Here is an 18,231-nt window from a genome sequence, read left to right as displayed (position 1 = left end):
AAAGCGGAGTGTCAGTCACTTAATGTGTTTCTGGCACACCCTATTCGCGAGCAAGCCCGCTCCCACAATTTGAATCGCGTTTAGTCATTCTTATTGGGGAAACGTCGTAAATCCAGGGTCATCGGCAATTCATCGTTGATCACCACGCTCGGCACCGGCAATTTTCCAGGGCTGTGCCCCAGCCGGAAAAACCGTGCCATTCGCCGGCTTTCGGCTTCATTGGCATTCACCGGCAGGCTGTCGTAATTGCGCCCACCCGGATGGGCGACATGGTACTGGCAACCACCCAGCGAGCGCTGCATCCACGTGTCCAAAAGATCAAACACCAGCGGCGCATGCACCGGGATGGTCGGCTGCAAACAGTTGGCCGGCTGCCACGCGCGATAGCGCACGCCAGCCACAAACTCGCCGACACGCCCGGTGGGTTGCAACGGCACCGGAATGCCGTTGCAGGTCAGCAGGTAACGCTGGGGTGGCAGGCCGCTCAACTTGACCTGCAAGCGCTCCAGGGACGAGTCCACGTAACGCACCGTGCCGCCCACCGCGCCCTCCTCGCCCAGCACATGCCAGGGTTCCAGGGCCTGGCGCAGTTCCAGTTCGATACCGCTGACGGCATAGTCGCCGACCTTGGGAAAACGGAATTCCAGGTGCGCGGCAAACCATTCGGCCCGCAGCGGATAACCGGCAGCGTTCAGCTCGACAATCACGTCGGCAAAATCCTGCTCGATAAAGTGCGGCAGCAGGAAGCGGTCGTGCAGCTCCGTGCCCCAGCGCGCCAGCTTCGGCGGCGCATAGGGCTCACGCCAGAAGCGCGCGACCAGCGCCCGCAGCAGCAGTTGCTGGGTCAGGCTCATGCGCGCGTGAGGCGGCATTTCAAAGGCGCGCAATTCCAGCAGGCCCAGGCGGCCGGTGGCACCGTCCGGCGAGTAGAGCTTGTCGATGCAGAACTCGGCGCGGTGAGTGTTGCCCGTGACGTCGATCAGCAGGTTGCGCAGCAGGCGGTCCACCAACCAGGGCGGGCATTCTTCGCCCACTTCGGGCATCTGGGCGAAGGCGATTTCCAACTCGTACAGCGCATCGTTACGCGCTTCGTCGACCCGTGGCGCCTGGGAAGTCGGGCCGATGAACAGGCCGGAAAACAGGTAGGACAGGGATGGATGGTTATGCCAATAGCTGATCAAGCTGCGCAGTAGATCGGGACGCCGCAGGAACGGCGAATCCTTCGGCGTGGCGCCACCGAGGACGAAATGGTTACCGCCGCCGGTGCCGGTGTGGCGGCCGTCGATCATGAATTTTTCAGTGGTGAGGCGGGTTTGCCGGGCTTCCTCGTAGAGAAACTCGGTGCGCTCCACCAACTCGTCCCAGGTGGCGGACGGCTGCACGTTGACCTCGATCACGCCCGGGTCCGGTGTCACCCGGAAGTTGCTCAGGCGCGGGTCACTCGGCGGCTCATAACCTTCCAGAAGCACCGGGCAATGCAGTTCTTCGGCAGTGGCTTCGATGGCCGCCACCAACTCCAGATAATCCTCCACCCGCTCCAGCGGCGGCATGAACAGGTACAGCCGGCCTTCCCGCGCTTCGGCACACAGGGCGGTGCGGGTCAGCCAGTCGGCGGATTCGTCGATCTTCGGAGTGCGCTCTTTGCTCTCGGCCGCCTCGCCGTGGCTTTGCAACTGTGAGGTGGTCGGCAGGTCTGCCAGATCCTGATTGGGATCGGTGGGGTGCACGAACGGATAGTCCGCCGCCGTCACCCACGGCTGCGAGGCCAGTGGCAGGCGGTAACCCAGTGGCGAATCACCCGGCACCAGGCGGCAATGGTTGTCCCGCAGGTACCAGCGGCCGCTCTGCCAGCGGTCATTGGCCGCCGTACGCGCCAGCGGCAGCACCTGGCCGATGACTTTATCCAGGCCCTGGCTGAAGACTTTGCGCAGGCGTTCGCGCTCGAGCTTGTCCTCCAGGCGCGGATCTTCGGCGCTGACGTTCTGCGGCAAGGCGCCTTCACGCCACAGGTAATAGAAATTGTCTTCGTAGGCCGGGAATACAAAATGCGTAGGCAGTTTCAGGCGCTCGGCGACGCTGGCCAGAAAACGCCCGGCCATCACGCCGTCGGCGCCATAGCTTTCCTGCTCATCGGCGATCAGCGCGCTGTTGTGCCAGATCGGCACGCCGTCGCGGCGCCAGTAGCAGTTGAGGGACCAGCGCGGCAGTTGCTCGCCGGGGTACCACTTGCCCTGGCCAAAGTGCACCAGGCCCTTGGGCGCGTAGTGCTTGCGCATGCGCTGGAACAGCTCGGCAGACAGGCGGCGCTTGTCCGGACCGAGAGCGGCGGTGTTCCATTCCGCACCGTCGGGGTCGTCGATGGAGACGAAGGTCGGCTCGCCACCCATGGTCAGGCGCACGTCGTCCTTGAGCAGGTCACCGTCGATCTGCCGGCCCAAGGCCTGGATCGCCAGCCACTGCTCTTCGGTGTAGGGCTTGGTAACCCGTGGGGCTTCCCAAATCCGCTCTACGGACATCTCGTGGGTAAATTCGCACTCGCAGGGTTCCACCAAGCCACTGATGGGCGCTGCTGAGGAAGGATCAGGACTACAAGCCAACGGGATATGCCCTTCACCGGCGAACAAGCCGGAGGTGGCATCTAGACCGATCCAACCGGCGCCGGGCAAATACACTTCGCACCAGGCATGCAGGTCGGTGAAATCCACTTCGGTGCCGGACGGGCCGTCGAGGGCTTTGACGTCAGCGGTCAGCTGGATCAGATAACCGGACACAAACCGCGCCGCCAATCCGAGATTGCGCAGCAGTTGCACCAGCAACCACGCTGAATCCCGGCAGGAACCGGAGGCGTTTTCAAGGGTGAATTCCGGGGTCTGTACGCCCGGTTCCATGCGGATCAGGTAGCCGATGTCGGCGGCCAGGCGCTGATTGAGGCCTACCAGGAAATCCACGGCCGGCAACGGCGTGCGGTCGATACCCGCCAGGTAGGCGGCGAATCGCGGGGTCAGCGGCAATGTTTCCAGGTACGGCGCCAGCTCGCGCTGCTCATCGGCGGCGTAGCTGAACGGGATTTTTTCGGCGTAGGGTTCCAGGAAAAAGTCGAAAGGGTTGAACACCGCCATCTCGGCGACCAGGTCGACCTCAATGCGCAACTCGTCAGTTTTTTCCGGGAACACCAGACGCGCCAGGTAATTGCCCTGGGGGTCTTGCTGCCAATTGATGAAGTGCTGTTCCGGCAACACCTTCAACGCGTAGGAAAGAATCCGCGTGCGGCTATGAGCCGCCGGACGCAGACGAACAATCTGTGGGCCGAGTTCGACCGCGCGGTCGTAGCGGTAATGCGTAACGTGGTGCAACGCGACATGAATCGACACGGCGGCCTCCTGCGAGCCAGGGCATGAAAACAAAGCGCGCAAGACTTATGCCAGAGCAGCAGTCATTGCGCTTTATCGTGGGACCCGGTGCAGTACAGCACCAAAACGGCGCGATGGCTGCCGTCGTGGTGCGAGGGTTGCACATATTTGTGGCGGGAGTGTGAGGGTGGGTGGTGAAAGTACCCAGATGTCGATCCGTGCTGTGATACCTATCGGTTTTTATGCCGGGCTTCTGATGCCTGCCGAATGTGGCGAATTCCCACGAGTTTAATGCGCATATCTCGCTGAACAGAGCTGTTGAGTATCAAGAGGCCAAACAGCGGAAAAACCAACGCCAGGCCATAAAGAACGGCGTGCGGCGTGTACTGAATCATGGGAAGCACAAACAGAAAGCAGGCGAAGTAAATACCCACCATTACCCACACCCACGACGGGCGCCCGCGCAAAATCATGAAATTGCTATGGACCGTTAACAGGATCAGCAATGCTCCGACGAGCATGATCGAAAAGCCCAAACCGCCAGCGAGAGGCGAATCACGAAAATAGGTCGCAAAGGAAAGCGCTGTAGCGAAGCCCAAAGAAAAATAGGCCGCAAATACACCACCGATAAAAGTAAGGAAGTAATCCCTGAAAAAATCACGAAGCGTCATCAGCTCGCTCATTCTCCGACCTCCTCATACAACCCCAATGCGATGGTTTTTACGTTGCCCGTGTAAGCACTCCCTATAAGGCCCGCCGTTGCGCCTAAGGCGTCTTTAATCTGGGTTTTGGTGCTGTGTTTAAGTTGGGTCGGGGTAAAACGCTTGGGCAGTTCGCCCGACAACTGCTTGAGCTTGAGCATCTTCGATGTGAGGCGAGGGTCATTGATGGTCAGCAGTTCTTTTGTGAGCTTCGCTCTTTCTTGTCGATTCAAGCCACGAAGCACTTCGCGCAACGTCTTGCCTGTGGCCGCCTTCGCGACATTGACAAGTTTTATTGTCGTCAGGGCGGAGGCACCCACTCCAGCTAACGATACTGCGTCCAAAACCGTTGAGGTGTTCTGATACCACGCCTCGCTGTCGAGCCAATCATTTCCCTCTGGCCTTGCCACCTCGAGTACCGTTCGAGTAATGCCATTGAAACACTGGAGTGCGCTTGCACCAGCAGCCGCGTATCCGACCACGACGATGACGGAACTCGCGCCGGCGCTGAATGGAACCAAAATGGTTCCGCTGGCAATAGCCGCCCAACTGATGACGGCGCCAAAACAAGAAATGCCGGTATTCACCGCCTCACCAATCAGGCGGGATTCGCGCGGATTACTCACAACATGTTCAGCAAATTGCGTGGGGGCAATGTACTTCTGCGCCTCCCGCAGAATCACGCGCTTGGGCGTAATGCTGCAGAGGGGTTTGAATTCACGCAGGGTCACGATGTTGAAGTCAGCATCGATATACACCACACCCGCCCCCACTATGCCGGGGTCGGCGTCGATGGCGGCAAACAGGCGTGGCAGATTGATCTGGCTTTCGATGCGCTGGCGCGCCATGAACTGGGAGCGGTTGGAGTCCATGCCGATGCCAAGCAGGGGGCTGCTCATGGGGGTGCTCTTCCTTGAAATGGGTGGTGTCTGAACTGGCGCTTTCGCGAGCAAGCCCGCTCCCACATTCGACCGCATTCTCATGCTGGAACCCGGTCAAATGTGGGAGCTGGCTTGCCTGCGATGGCGCTCGAATGGGCGCCACCTTAACAAACAGGCTACCCACCCGCTAGAAAGCAAAACGCCAGCACGAGGCTGGCGTTTTGCGTTTCAGGCTGCGATCAACGCGGCACGACCGGCTTGCGGGCTGGCTTCTTGCCTTTGCCCTTGGCGGCGTCGGTGCGTTCCTTGGCGGCCTGCTTGTTGCGCACCATGGCCGCGGCCTTGGCTTGCTCACGCTTGTCCCACGGGTTGCTGCCGTCACTGCCACGGGGCGGCAAGCCGGTGTGCTGGGTGAGGATCTTGGTTGTGGTTTCCTTCGCAACCTTGTGGCTGCCAGCCGGCGTCGAGTTCTTGCGACGGGCGCTCTGGTAGCTGTCGGTGGACGGCTGATGCAACGGGATCAGTTGCTCCTTGCCCGGCCCGATCAGGTCGGCACGGCCCATGCGGGTCAAGGCTTCACGCAGCATCGGCCAGCCTTTCGGGTCGTGGTAGCGCAGGAAGGCCTTGTGCAGACGGCGCTGTTCTTCGCTCTTGACGATGGTCACCGCGTCGCTCTTGTAGGTGACCTTGCGCAGCGGGTTCTTGCCCGAGTGGTACATCGCGGTGGCCGTGGCCATTGGCGACGGGTAGAACGCCTGCACCTGGTCAGCGCGGAAGCCGTTGCCCTTGAGCCACAGGGCCAGGTTCATCATGTCTTCATCGGTGGTGCCCGGGTGGGCCGCGATGAAGTATGGAATCAGGTACTGCTCCTTGCCCGCTTCCTTGGTGTACTTCTCGAACATGCGCTTGAACTTGTCATAGCTGCCGATGCCCGGTTTCATCATCTGGTTGAGCGGACCTTCCTCGGTGTGTTCCGGGGCGATCTTCAGATAGCCACCAACGTGGTGGGTCACCAGCTCTTTCACGTATTCCGGAGACTCGACGGCGAGGTCGTAGCGCAGGCCGGAAGCGATCAGGATCTTCTTCACACCCGGCAACGCACGGGCGCTGCGATACAGCTGGATCAGCGACGAGTGGTCGGTGTTCAGGTTCGGGCAGATGCCCGGGAACACGCAGGATGGTTTGCGGCACGCGGATTCGATTTCCGGGCTCTTGCAGGCGATGCGGTACATGTTCGCAGTCGGGCCGCCGAGGTCGGAGATGACGCCGGTGAAGCCCGGCACCTTGTCGCGTATCTCTTCGATTTCGCGAATGATCGACTCTTCGGAACGGTTCTGGATGATCCGGCCTTCGTGCTCGGTGATCGAGCAGAAGGTGCAGCCGCCGAAACAGCCACGCATGATGTTTACCGAGAAACGGATCATGTCGTAGGCCGGGATCTTTTCCTTGCCGTACGCCGGGTGTGGAACACGGGCGTAAGGCATGCCGAACACGTAGTCCATTTCTTCGGTGGTCATGGGAATCGGTGGCGGGTTGAACCACACGTCCACTTCGCCATGCTTCTGCACCAGCGCACGGGCGTTGCCCGGGTTGGTTTCCAGGTGGAGCACGCGGTTGGCGTGGGCATACAGCACCGAGTCGCCACGGACTTTTTCCACGGACGGCAGACGAATTACCGTCTTGTCACGGGTCATGCGCGGGCTGGCCAGAATCTGTACGACCTTGGCTTCTTCCGGGTCGTCCGTCGGGCCCTTTTCCTGCTCGATGGCGCAGGCCTGGGTGTCCTGGGTATTCACGTACGGGTTGATGATCTTGTCGATCTTGCCCGGACGATCGATACGGGTGGAGTCCACCTCGTACCAGCCTTCAGGCGTGTCACGGCGAATGAACGCAGTGCCGCGCACGTCGGTGATGTCTTCGATCTTGTGGCCCCACGACAGGCGCTGGGCGACTTCGACGATGGCCCGCTCGGCGTTGCCGTACAGCAGGATATCGGCGCAGGCGTCGATCAGGATCGAGTTACGCACCCGGTCCTGCCAGTAGTCGTAGTGAGCGATGCGGCGCAGGGACGCTTCGATGCCGCCGAGCACGATTGGCACGTGCTTGTAGGCTTCCTTGCAGCGCTGGCTGTAGACCAGGCTCGCGCGATCCGGACGTTTGCCAGCCATGCCACCGGGGGTGTAGGCGTCATCGGAACGGATTTTCTTGTCAGCGGTGTAGCGGTTGATCATCGAGTCCATGTTGCCGGCCGCGACGCCGAAGAACAGGTTCGGCTCGCCGAGCTTCATGAAGTCGTCTTTGGACTGCCAGTTGGGCTGGGCAATGATCCCGACGCGGAAGCCCTGGGACTCCAGCAGCCGGCCGATGATTGCCATGCCGAACGACGGATGGTCCACGTACGCGTCACCGGTGACGATGATGATGTCGCATGAATCCCAGCCAAGCTGATCCATCTCCTCCCTGCTCATCGGCAGGAATGGCGCAGGACCGAAACATTCGGCCCAGTACTTGGGATAGTCAAATAACGGCTTGGCTGTTTGCATGACGGTGACCGGTGTTGAGATGAAAAATCGCGGGCGCGGAATATAGCACAAATTTTGACCAATTCCGACCTTTGCAGTCGGAATTGGCAGGACGACTTTTTACTCGTCGTCGAAGTTATAGCTGCCCGGCGCCAGGTTTTCGAAGCGGGTGTATTTGCCGATAAAGGCCAGGCGCGTGGTGCCGATTGGCCCGTTACGCTGTTTACCGATGATGATTTCGGCGATGCCTTTATGCTCGGTTTCCGGGTGATACACCTCGTCCCGGTACACGAACATGATCACGTCAGCATCCTGCTCGATCGCTCCGGATTCCCGCAAGTCGGAGTTGATTGGGCGCTTGTTCGGACGTTGCTCAAGAGATCGGTTGAGCTGCGACAGGGCAACCACCGGGCAGTTGAATTCCTTGGCCAGGGCTTTCAACGAGCGGGAAATCTCGGAAATCTCGTTGGTCCGGCTGTCGCCGCTGGAACCCGGGATCTGCATCAGTTGCAGGTAGTCGATCATGATCAGGGCAATGTCGCCATGCTCACGCACCAGGCGTCGGGTACGCGCGCGCATTTCCGACGGGCTGATGCCCGCGGTGTCATCGATAAACAGCTTGCGGTCGTTGAGCAGGTTGACCGCCGAGGTCAACCGCGGCCAATCGTCGTCTTCCAGGCGACCGGCACGCACCTTGGTCTGGTCGATGCGGCCCAAGGACGACAACATACGCATGATCAGCGATTCACCTGGCATCTCCAGGGAGTAAACCAGAACGGCCTTGTCGCTGCGCAACACGGCGTTCTCCACCAGGTTCATGGCGAAGGTGGTTTTACCCATGGACGGACGGCCGGCGACGATGATCAGGTCAGACGGCTGCAGGCCGCTGGTCATGCCGTCGAGGTCGGTGTAGCCGGTGGACAGGCCGGTAATGGCGTTATCGGTGTTGAACAGGGTATCGATACGGTCGATAGCCTTGGTCAGCAGGTCGTTGACGCTGACCGGGCCGCCGGTTTTAGGCCGGGCCTCGGCAATCTGGAAGATCTGGCGTTCAGCTTCGTCGAGAATCTCTTCAGCGGTACGGCCTTCCGGGTTGAAGGCACTGTCGGCGATCTCGGTGGCGATGCCGATCAGTTGGCGCAACGTGGCCCGCGCACGGACGATCTGCGCATAGGCCTTGATGTTGGCGACCGATGGCGTGTTTTTCGCCAGCTCGCCCAGGTAACCCAGGCCGCCCACTTGGGATGTCTGGCCTTCCTTGTCCAGTTGCTCGGCCAGGGTCACCACGTCGATCGGTGAGTTCTGGTCGGCCAGCTTGGCAATAGCGCGGAAGATCAGGCGGTGGTCATGACGGTAGAAATCGCCGTCCGAGACTTGATCCAGCACGCGCTCCCAGGCGTTGTTGTCCAGCATCAAACCACCGAGCACGGCCTGTTCGGCCTCGATGGAATGCGGAGGCACCTTCAGGGCAGCGGTTTGCAGATCATATTGCTCAGGAGCGGAGATATCGTTCATGGCCACTTGGAATAGTTGGAGAATCAGGGGCTACAGAAAAACAAAAGGCACGACCTGTAAACAGGATCGTGCCCGATGTTAACCGCCCGGCACGCGAGGTGCCAGTCAGTTAGGTGCTGCTTAAGCTGCTACCACAACAACGCGTACGGTTGCTTCGACTTCAGCGTGCAGGTGCACGGCTACATCGAATTCGCCAACGTTGCGGATGGTGCCGTTCGGCAGACGAACTTCGCTCTTCTGCACTTCAACGCCGGAGGCGGTCAGTGCATCAGCGATGTCGTGGGTGCCGATCGAACCGAACAGCTTGCCTTCGTCACCGGCGGTGGCAGTGATAGTCACTTCCAGCTCAGCCAGTTGGGCAGCGCGAGTTTCGGCCGAAGCTTTTTTGTCTGCTGCTGCTTTTTCCAGCTCAGCACGACGCTCTTCAAACGCAGCCAGGTTGGCAGCGGTTGCAGCGGTGGCTTTGCCGTATGGCAGCAGGTAGTTACGACCGTAGCCGGCCTTAACGTTCACTTTGTCGCCCAGGTTGCCCAGGTTGGCGACTTTTTCCAGAAGGATCAGTTGCATGTGAAAATCCTCTAACTTTTAACCTTCACCGTTCGCGTTATCGGCGTCTTTCGGCGCCAGACGACCGCGAAAATCAATCAGGCCGTCGACAATGGCCAAGACCACGAGTAACGGATAGATCAGCTGCATGAACAGCAACAGCGTCACGTACAACCCCACCAGCCAGAATCTGCCCAGTCGCTTTTGCGCCACCAGCCCATGAATCAGGGATAGCCCGGCGAATACCAGCGGTACGCTGCACAACGGCACCAACAGCGCCAGGCCAAAAGTCGGCCCGACCACCATGAACGCCAACAGCAACATCGCTGGTCCAGCGGGGATTCTGATACTGCGAAACTCGCGACCAAAACCACCCGGGTTATACAACAACGCCTGCCAATAACGCCCAAGAATCAGGCTCAGCACGCTGACGATCTGCAACAGTGCCGCTATCAGGCCGGTAAGCATCGGTGCAACCACTGACGCAAAGCGCGCTCGCTCCTCTACCGATAACTGCTGGTAGAGATCCCCGAGAGCCAGCGGCAGGATCTTTATGATCTCCTGCGCCAGCGCCTCGATTTGCGGGCGGAAAGCCGCGCCAAGCGCCAGTGAATACACCAACCCCAATGCCACGCTGACCAGCAGCGTACGGACCCAGGACTCACTTGCGCGTAAAACCAACGCAAGGGCCGATGAACCGAGCAGTACCAGAAGTACCCGTGGATCATCGAATTTCAACCACCAGACCAAGGCCGGCAGCATTCCCAGGGCAAGAACGCCAAGGGCGTCCTTCAAACCGCGCCGCAGGAGCACAAGGCAACCTGCAGCAGCACCCAACCAATACAACAACGGCAACGCTGCACATCCAGCCACTACCAGAGTGGCCTGCACACGACCGCGCATGATGAACTCAGCTAAGGCGCGCATGCATTCAATCCCTTACTACTTGTCGACTGCCCGGTCTCAGCGGCCGTGGCTGTCGGTGTAGGCCAGCAGGGCCAGGAAGCGGGCGCGCTTGATAGCGGTGGCCAGCTGACGCTGATAACGAGCTTTGGTACCGGTGATGCGGCTTGGAACAATTTTGCCGGTCTCGGATACGTAGGCTTTCAGAGTGTTGAGATCTTTGTAATCGATCTCCTTCACGTCTTCAGCGGTGAAGCGGCAGAATTTACGACGACGGAAGAAACGTGCCATTTGATAGGCTCCTTAAAAGGTCCGTGGATTACTCGTCAGCGTTATCGCTGTTGTCGCTGTCATCACTATCAGCGCTTTCAGCGCCTTCGTGCTCAGGACGGTCGCGACGCTCACGGCGCTCACTGCGGTTTTCTTCAGCCTTGAGCATCTCGGATTGGCCGGTAACGGCTTCTTCGCGACGGATGACCAGGTTACGGATCACTGCATCGTTGTAGCGGAAGTTGTCTTCCAGCTCGGCCAGGGCCTTGCCAGTGCATTCAACGTTCAGCATCACGTAGTGAGCCTTGTGAACATTGTTGATTGCGTAGGCCAGTTGACGACGGCCCCAATCTTCCAGACGGTGGATTTTGCCGCCGTCTTCTTCGATCAGCTTGGTGTAACGCTCTACCATGCCGCCGACTTGCTCGCTTTGATCCGGGTGGACCAAAAAGATGATTTCGTAATGACGCATGAATGCTCCTTACGGGTTGTAGCCTGCCGCTCAAAAACGGTCAGACAAGGAGTGAATGACACTTATGGATCTTGCCGAAGGGAGGCACATGCGTGCCTGCCATGAAGGCAAGGGGCGCAATTGTAGAGAAGGGGGAGAAAGGGCGCAAGGTGATTGGTGATTATTTGAACAACGCAGAATCAAGGCAAGCACAAAACAAATGTGGGAGCTGGCTTGCCTGCGATGACAAGGGCACAGGCAACATCTCTGCTGACTGACACACCGTCATCGCGGGCAAACCCGGCTCCCACAGGGTCTTGCGTCGCTCTCAAGCCTTATTTCTTGGCTTTAGCCTTGGCGCCACGCTGGCGCCGGGCTTCGAACAGGCAGACGCCCGTTGCGACTGAAACGTTGAGGCTGCTGACGCTACCGGCCATCGGCAGGTGCACCAGGTAGTCGCAGTGCTCACGGGTCAGGCGACGCATGCCCTTGCCTTCAGCACCCATGATCAAAATGGTCGGGCCGGTGAGGTCCTGGTCATAAATGCTGACCTCGGCCTCCCCCGCCGTACCCACGACCCACAGGCCGCGCTGCTGGAGTTTCTCCAGGGTGCGCGCCAGGTTGGTCACGGCTACCAACGGAATCACTTCCGCCGCACCGCAGGCGACTTTACGCACCACAGGCGTCAAGGTAGCCGACTTGTCTTTGGGCACGATCACCGCCAGCGCACCGGCAGCATCCGCCGAACGCAGGCAGGCGCCGAGGTTGTGCGGATCGGTCACGCCGTCGAGCACCAGCAACAGCGGTGCGCCTTCGGTGCGATCGAGCAGCTCGTCGAGCATCGCTTCGCCCCAGACCTGGCTCGGGCTTACGTCCGCAACCACACCCTGGTGAACGCCTTCGACCCAGACGTCCATTTCACGACGTTCGGCCTGGCCGATGGCGACTTTATTTTGGTTGGCCAGTTCGACCAGCGCTTGAACGCGCGGCTCACTGCGGCCTTCTGCCAACCACACCTGCTTGACGCGTTTCGGGTGGTGACGCAGCAATGCTTCTACGGCGTGTACGCCGTAGATTTTTTCCAGACTCATGACTTGGCCTTAGTTTTGCGCGACCCGCCGCTTTTCGCGGGGGCCGAACCCGCTTTTGGCGGGCCTTTACGGTGTTTACTCGGCTTGCTCGACGGTTTTTCCGCCTCGCGGGACTTTCCCCCAGACGCCGCTTTACCACCGCTTTTGGCTTCGTTGAGCAACTGCTGCTTCAACTCGCGGCTCTTGCGCAGCTCGGCATTTTTCGCCGCGGCATCGCTTGGACGATAAGCTTCTGGGGCCTTGTCCTTGGCAGACGAACGACGAGCAGGCTTGGCTGGCGCAGGTTCGGCGACCGCTGCTTTCGCAGGAGTACCTTTGCCTTTGCTGGCCGGCGCAGTCGTTTCGCCGCCACGTTTTTTACGGCCAGTCGGCTCGGCCGGCTTGTCGGGCATACCGAAGTCGATCTTGCGTTCGTCGAGGTCGACGCGCATAACCTGCACTTCCACGGTGTCGCCCAGACGGAAGCTACGACCGGTGCGCTCGCCCGCCAGGCGGTGATGCACAGGGTCGAAGTGGTAGTAGTCACCCGGCAAGGCGGTGACGTGCACCAGGCCCTCGACGTAGATATCGGTCAACTCGACGAACAGGCCAAAACCGGTCACGGCGGTGATCACACCCGGGAACGACTCGCCCACGCGGTCTTTCATGAACTCGCACTTGAGCCAGTTCACTACGTCGCGGGTCGCTTCGTCAGCGCGGCGCTCGCTCATGGAGCACTGCTCGCCCAGCTGTTCCAGGGCCGCTTCGTCGTACGGATAGATCCGTGCTTTCGGAATGGTCATGGCACCGGCGCGCTGGACGTGCGGGGTGTTCTGCTTGGAATGGATCACGCTGCGGATCGCCCGGTGCGTGAGCAAGTCCGGGTAACGGCGAATCGGCGAGGTGAAGTGGGTGTACGCCTCGTAATTCAGGCCGAAGTGGCCCTGGTTATCAGCGCTGTACACCGCCTGGCTCAGGGAGCGCAGCATGACGGTCTGGATCACGTGGTAATCCGGACGATCCTTGATGCTTGCGAGCAGAGCCTGGTAGTCCTTCGGCGTCGGGCCGTCCTTGCCTTTGTGCAGGGACAGGCCGAGCTCACCGAGGAACGCGCGCAGCTTCTCCAGACGCTCCGGCGGCGGGCCGTCGTGCACCCGGTACAACGCAGGAATCTCGTGCTTTTTCAGGAACTCTGCGGTGGCCACGTTGGCCGCCAGCATGCATTCCTCGATCAGCTTGTGGGCATCGTTACGAGTGGTCGGGGTGATTGCGGCGATCTTGCGCTCGGAACCGAAGACAATCCGGGTTTCCTGAGTTTCAAAGTCGATCGCGCCACGCACGTGACGAGCGCCCAGCAGCACTTTGTACAGCGCATAGAGCTGCTTGAGGTGCGGCACGACATGGCCGTACTCACCGCGCAGGGCTTTCGCTTCGCTGGTTTTCGGCTGTTCCAGGATGGTGCTGACCTTGTTGTAGGTCAGTCGCGCCTGGGAGTGGATCACCGCTTCGTAGAACTGGTAGTCGGTCATTTCGCCGGTTTTCGAGATGGTCATCTCGCACACCATGGCCAAACGGTCGACTTTCGGGTTCAGGGAGCACAGGCCGTTGGACAGCTGCTCAGGCAGCATCGGGATTACGCGCTCAGGGAAGTACACCGAGTTGCCGCGCACCTGGGCTTCGTTGTCCAGGGCCGAACCGATCTTCACGTAGCTGGACACGTCGGCAATCGCGACGAACAACTTCCAGCCGCCGGAGAACAGGCGCAACTTGCCAGGCTTGGCTTCGCAGTAGACCGCATCGTCGAAGTCGCGGGCATCTTCGCCGTCAATGGTGACGAACGGCAGATGACGCAGGTCGATGCGCTTCTCTTTGTCTTTTTCTTCAACTTCCGGCTTGAGCTTGGCGGCTTCTTTGAGCACAGCCTCAGGCCAGACGTGAGGGATATCGTAGGTGCGTAGCGCAACATCGATTTCCATGCCCGGCGCCATGTAGTTGCCGACCACTTCAACGATATCGCCCTGTGGCTGGAAGCGCGCAGTTGGCCAGTGGGTGATTTTCACCTCGACGAACTGACCGACTTTGGCGGCGCCATTGCGGCCCGGGGTGATCAGCACTTCCTGCTGGACCTTCGGGTTATCCGGCACGACAAAACCGATGCCGCCTTCTTCGAAGTAGCGACCAACGATGGACTCGTGGGCACGGGACACCACTTCGACGATCACGCCTTCGCGGCGGCCGCGACGGTCGAGGCCGGAAACGCGCGCCAGGGCACGGTCGCCATCGAACACCAGGCGCATTTGCGCCGGGCTCATGAACAGGTCGTCGCTGCCGTCGTCCGGGATCAGAAAGCCGAAACCGTCACGGTGGCCGGCAATGCGACCGAGGATCAGGTCTAGCTTGTCCACAGGCGCGTAGGTGCCCCGGCGGGTGTAGATCAACTGGGCATCGCGCTCCATGGCGCGCAGGCGGCGACGCAGGGCTTCGAGTTGGTCTTCGGTGGTCAGACCGAATTCTTCAACCAGCTGCTCGCGGCTAGCAGGCGAACCCCGATCGGCGAGATGCGCCAGGATCAGTTCGCGGCTAGGAATAGGGTTTTCATATTTTTCCGCTTCACGAGCGGCCTCGGGATCGAGGGACTGCCAATCGGCCATTAGAGAGTTTTCACCTTGTCTATATGCGGGTTAGTTTGGCATACGCGTATTGAAACGGGAAATTTCAGGTGTCGACAAGCCCGTAAAAGCACTTTGTAGCCCTCGGAATGCACCTTGCGCGACCGCCCGCGAAATTTTCCAGACTTTTTTGATAACTGGGCTTTACAGCGCAAAAAGTGGTCCGTATAGTGCGCGCCATCGACGACGGCAACGTTGACGATGCTGCCCAGATGGTGAAATTGGTAGACACGCCAGCTTCAGGTGCTGGTGACCGCAAGGTCGTGGAAGTTCGAGTCTTCTTCTGGGCACCAATTCCAAACTTGAGGTTTTAACCTTGAGTCTCACAAAAACCCGCGAAAGCGGGTTTTTGCGTTTCAGGCCTTTGATTTTTAACCATAAAGTTGATTTATAAAATCAAATCAGGGGTTTACAGATCAAAAAGCCCTCCGTATAGTTCGCTCCATCAACAGCGGCAACGTTGCTGATGCTGCCCAGATGGTGAAATTGGTAGACACGCCAGCTTCAGGTGCTGGTGACCGCAAGGTCGTGGAAGTTCGAGTCTTCTTCTGGGCACCAATTCCAAACTTGAGGTTTTAACCTTGAGTCTCACAAAAACCCGCGAAAGCGGGTTTTTGCGTTTCCGGGGTTTGAAAACTTCCAGGCCGATTTGCCTCATGACCGCACCTGAGAAACTTTATCGTTTATCCTAGCAACGATTTGTTGCACTCAAGTGAGGAACACCCCGGATGATGATCCGCGATACCCGTCTCAAGACATCCCTTCTGCGTGGCCTGACCATCACTCTGCTCGGCCTGACCCTGCTCTCGCCCGCTGCCTATTCTGCCGACAAGGCTGCACTGACCTTGTACAACGGCCAACACAAGGAGGTCGGCGATGAACTTGCCAAGGCCTTCGAAGCCAAGACCGGCATCCACGTCAATGTGCGCAAGGGCAGCAGCAACCAGCTGGCCAGCCAGGTCGTCGAAGAAGGCGACCGCTCCCCTGCCGACGTGATCTACACCGAAGAATCACCGCCGCTTAATAAACTCGGCGAGCAAGGGCTGCTGGCGACCATCGACGCCAGCACCCTCGACGTTCTACCCAAGGAATACGTGGCCGCCAACGGCGCCTGGATGGGCGTGACCGCACGCACCCGCGTCGTGGCGTTCAACCCGAAACTGATCGCCGAGAAAGACCTGCCCAAATCGGTGCTGGATTTCGCCGGCCCTGAATGGCAAGGCAAGGTTGGTTTCGTACCCACCAGCGGCGCCTTCCAGGAACAGGCCGTGGCGATCATCAAGCTGCACGGTCGCGAAGCAGCTGAAGAGTGGCTGACCGGCCTGCGCGCCTTTGGCAAGGTCTACAGCAACAACATGGTTGCGCTCAAAGCCGTAGAAAATGGCGAGGTCGCCACCGTCCTGGTGAACAACTACTACTGGTTCGCCCTGAAGAAAGAAAAAACCAACCTGGATTCGCAACTGCACTACTTCACCGACGGTGATGCCGGCGGCCTGATCACCGTGTCTGCCGCAGCAGCATTGAAATCCAGCAAGCATCCAAAGGAAGCCCAGCAACTGTTGGCCTTCATGGCCAGCGAGGAAGGCCAGCGGGTGATCACCAACACCTCTGCCGAATACCCGTTGCGCAAGGGCATGGAATCCAACCGCGGCCTCAAGCCTTTCAGCGAGCTGCAACCGCCGAAAGTCACCCCTGCCGACCTGGGCAACGCCGAAGAAGCCCTGGAACTGGAACGTGACGTTGGCTTGAACTGATGAACCCATCGCTCCCCGCCCCCGCCTTGCGCGGGGGTTTTACGCCGAGACGCAAACGCCCCTCGATCTGGTTGTTATTGCCGGTCCTGCTGCTGGTAGGCCTGAGCCTGTTGCCGCTGGCGTATGTCGGCCTCAAGGCCTGGCAAGCGGGTTGGGCCGAGGCGGTGCATTTGCTGTGGCGGCCTTATGTGTTCGGGCTGCTGCGCAACACCCTGGCGCTGATGGTCGGTGTGACCGTGGCCTGCGGCGTGATTGGCCTGTCGCTGGCCTGGCTGCTGGAACGCAGCAACTTGCCGGGGCGGCGTATTTGGGGAGTGATCCTGTGCCTGCCGTTTGCAGTGCCGGCGTTTGTCAGCAGCTTTACCTGGGTTTCGTTGAGCGCCAATTTCGAGGGGCTGGGCGGGGCGATCCTGGTGATGACCCTGTCCAAATACCCGCTGGTGTTTCTGCCGGTGGCGGCGACCCTGCGCAATCTTGATCCATCCCTGGAAGAATCGGCCCGCACCCTCGGTCTGAATCGCTGGGGCGTGTTCTTTCGCATCACTTTGCCGCTGTTGTGGCCATCGCTACTGGCCGGGGCGCTGTTGATAGCCCTGCATATGCTGGTGGAATTCGGCGCGCTGTCGATCATCGGACTGCAGACGTTTACCACCGCGATCTATCAGCAATTCGAGCTGGAATTCAGTAATGCCAATGCAGCGATGCTCTCGGCAGTGCTGCTGGTGATGTGCCTGACGCTGCTTTGGCTGGAGCTGCGAGTGCGCGGCAAAGGCCGGCATGTGCGCACCGGCCAGGGCGCGGCGCGGCATGCCGAGCAGGTTCGGCTCGGCAAATGGGCGCCGCTGGGGCAGCTGTATTGCCTGCTTCTGGCAATCATTGGCAGCGGCATTCCATTGGGCATGCTCGGTTACTGGCTGGCAGTGGGCAGTTCGGCGGCGTTTCCGGTCGCCGAGATCAGCGAGGCGCTGCTTTCTTCCCTGGCGCTATCGCTGGGCGGCGCAGCACTGTGCCTGTTGTTTGCAGTGCCGGTGGGCTTGCTGGTGGTGCGCTACAAGGGTCAGCTCGCGCTGTGGGCAGAACGCTTGCCATACCTGCTACACGCACTGCCCGGACTGGTGATTGCGCTGACGCTGGTGTACTTCGCGCTGCATTACGTGCCGGCGCTGTATCAGACGTCCGCGCTGTTGCTGATCGCTTATGCGTTGCTGTTTTTGCCGCTGGCCCAGGCGCCGATCCGCACGGCACTGAACAAGGCGGCACCCCAGCTGGAAGAGGCCGCGAGAACACTGGGGGCGTCGTCGTTCAGTGCGTTTTGCCGGGTGACGTTGCCGATTATTTTCCCGGCATTGGGCGCGGCGTTTGCGCTGGTGTTTCTGGATGCGATGAAGGAATTGACGGCGACGTTGCTGCTTAGTCCTACAGGGTTGAACACACTGGCGACTGCCGTATGGGCGCATACCTCGAATGTGGAATTCGCGGCTGCCGCGCCGTATGCGGCGCTGTTGATTCTGGTGTCGGGGTTACCGGTGTATCTGCTTACGACGCGGATGTATCTGAGCCGCTGAAATAGCTTTCGCGAGCAAGCCCGCTCCCACATTT

General features: G+C 59.9%; 13 protein-coding genes and 2 tRNA genes. 4 read left to right on the top strand and 11 right to left on the bottom strand.

All coding sequences use genetic code 11. The features are described from left to right. Positions 1-80 precede the first annotated feature (80 nt). The 11 genes from ACA046_RS02910 to rnr form a co-directional block, all read right to left on the bottom strand. Complete coding sequence (locus tag ACA046_RS02910; RefSeq protein ID WP_459025720.1) at positions 81-3,371, bottom strand: transglutaminase family protein; 3,291 nt, start codon at positions 3,369-3,371, stop codon at positions 81-83. A gap of 209 nt (positions 3,372-3,580) precedes the next feature. After that, positions 3,581-4,033 (bottom strand): hypothetical protein, encoded by a 453-nt coding sequence (locus tag ACA046_RS02905; protein WP_459025718.1) that lies wholly within the window; start codon positions 4,031-4,033, stop codon positions 3,581-3,583. Continuing rightward, on the bottom strand, positions 4,030-4,950 hold the full coding sequence (gene ssp4, locus ACA046_RS02900) for an Ssp4 family T6SS effector (protein ID WP_076018044.1): 921 nt from the start codon (positions 4,948-4,950) through the stop codon (positions 4,030-4,032). Before ssp4 ends, ACA046_RS02905 begins: the two co-directional genes overlap by 4 nt. A 221-nt stretch (positions 4,951-5,171) precedes the next feature. Further along, positions 5,172-7,475, bottom strand: coding sequence for a YgiQ family radical SAM protein (locus tag ACA046_RS02895; RefSeq protein ID WP_459025716.1), 2,304 nt, complete (start codon positions 7,473-7,475; stop codon positions 5,172-5,174). A 99-nt stretch (positions 7,476-7,574) separates the two neighbouring features. Then, the gene (gene dnaB, locus ACA046_RS02890) at positions 7,575-8,969 is read right to left on the bottom strand and encodes a replicative DNA helicase (RefSeq protein ID WP_064450415.1); all 1,395 of its coding nucleotides are present in this window, start codon (positions 8,967-8,969) and stop codon (positions 7,575-7,577) included. A gap of 120 nt (positions 8,970-9,089) precedes the next feature. Next, positions 9,090-9,536, bottom strand: coding sequence for a 50S ribosomal protein L9 (rplI, locus tag ACA046_RS02885; protein ID WP_003171376.1), 447 nt, complete (start codon positions 9,534-9,536; stop codon positions 9,090-9,092). An 18-nt stretch (positions 9,537-9,554) separates the two neighbouring features. Further along, the gene (locus tag ACA046_RS02880; protein WP_076018046.1) at positions 9,555-10,442 is read right to left on the bottom strand and encodes a YybS family protein; all 888 of its coding nucleotides are present in this window, start codon (positions 10,440-10,442) and stop codon (positions 9,555-9,557) included. Positions 10,443-10,478: 36 nt separating this feature from the next. Beyond that, the gene (gene rpsR / locus ACA046_RS02875; protein WP_002551829.1) at positions 10,479-10,709 is read right to left on the bottom strand and encodes a 30S ribosomal protein S18; all 231 of its coding nucleotides are present in this window, start codon (positions 10,707-10,709) and stop codon (positions 10,479-10,481) included. A 28-nt stretch (positions 10,710-10,737) separates the two neighbouring features. Further along, complete coding sequence (gene rpsF, locus ACA046_RS02870) at positions 10,738-11,160, bottom strand: 30S ribosomal protein S6 (protein ID WP_003217491.1); 423 nt, start codon at positions 11,158-11,160, stop codon at positions 10,738-10,740. 314 nt (positions 11,161-11,474) lie between these two features. Then, the gene (gene rlmB / locus ACA046_RS02865; protein WP_076018047.1) at positions 11,475-12,230 is read right to left on the bottom strand and encodes a 23S rRNA (guanosine(2251)-2'-O)-methyltransferase RlmB; all 756 of its coding nucleotides are present in this window, start codon (positions 12,228-12,230) and stop codon (positions 11,475-11,477) included. Then, entirely contained in the window at positions 12,227-14,860 is a 2,634-nt protein-coding gene (rnr, locus tag ACA046_RS02860; protein ID WP_497675875.1) for a ribonuclease R, read from the bottom strand. The genes rlmB and rnr overlap by 4 nt, the downstream gene beginning before the upstream one ends. Before the next feature lie 224 nt (positions 14,861-15,084). On the opposite strand from rnr, the gene ACA046_RS02855 reads away from it, so the two are divergent. The 4 genes from ACA046_RS02855 to ACA046_RS02840 all read left to right on the top strand — a co-directional run bounded on the left by ACA046_RS02855 (position 15,085) and on the right by ACA046_RS02840 (position 18,197). Further along, positions 15,085-15,171, top strand: a tRNA-Leu gene (locus ACA046_RS02855). A 178-nt stretch (positions 15,172-15,349) separates the two neighbouring features. Then, positions 15,350-15,436: transfer RNA gene (locus ACA046_RS02850), tRNA-Leu, on the top strand. A gap of 170 nt (positions 15,437-15,606) precedes the next feature. Beyond that, positions 15,607-16,632, top strand: coding sequence for an extracellular solute-binding protein (locus ACA046_RS02845; protein ID WP_459025709.1), 1,026 nt, complete (start codon positions 15,607-15,609; stop codon positions 16,630-16,632). Then, positions 16,632-18,197 carry an ABC transporter permease gene (locus ACA046_RS02840; RefSeq protein ID WP_167664826.1) on the top strand — a complete coding sequence of 522 codons (1,566 nt, stop codon included), beginning with the start codon at positions 16,632-16,634 and terminating at the stop codon, positions 18,195-18,197. Before ACA046_RS02845 ends, ACA046_RS02840 begins: the two co-directional genes overlap by 1 nt. The last annotated feature ends 34 nt before the right edge of the window (positions 18,198-18,231 follow it).

This window comes from Pseudomonas sp. LBUM1641 (assembly GCF_059716235.1).
This window is presented reverse-complemented; position numbering and strand designations above follow the sequence as displayed.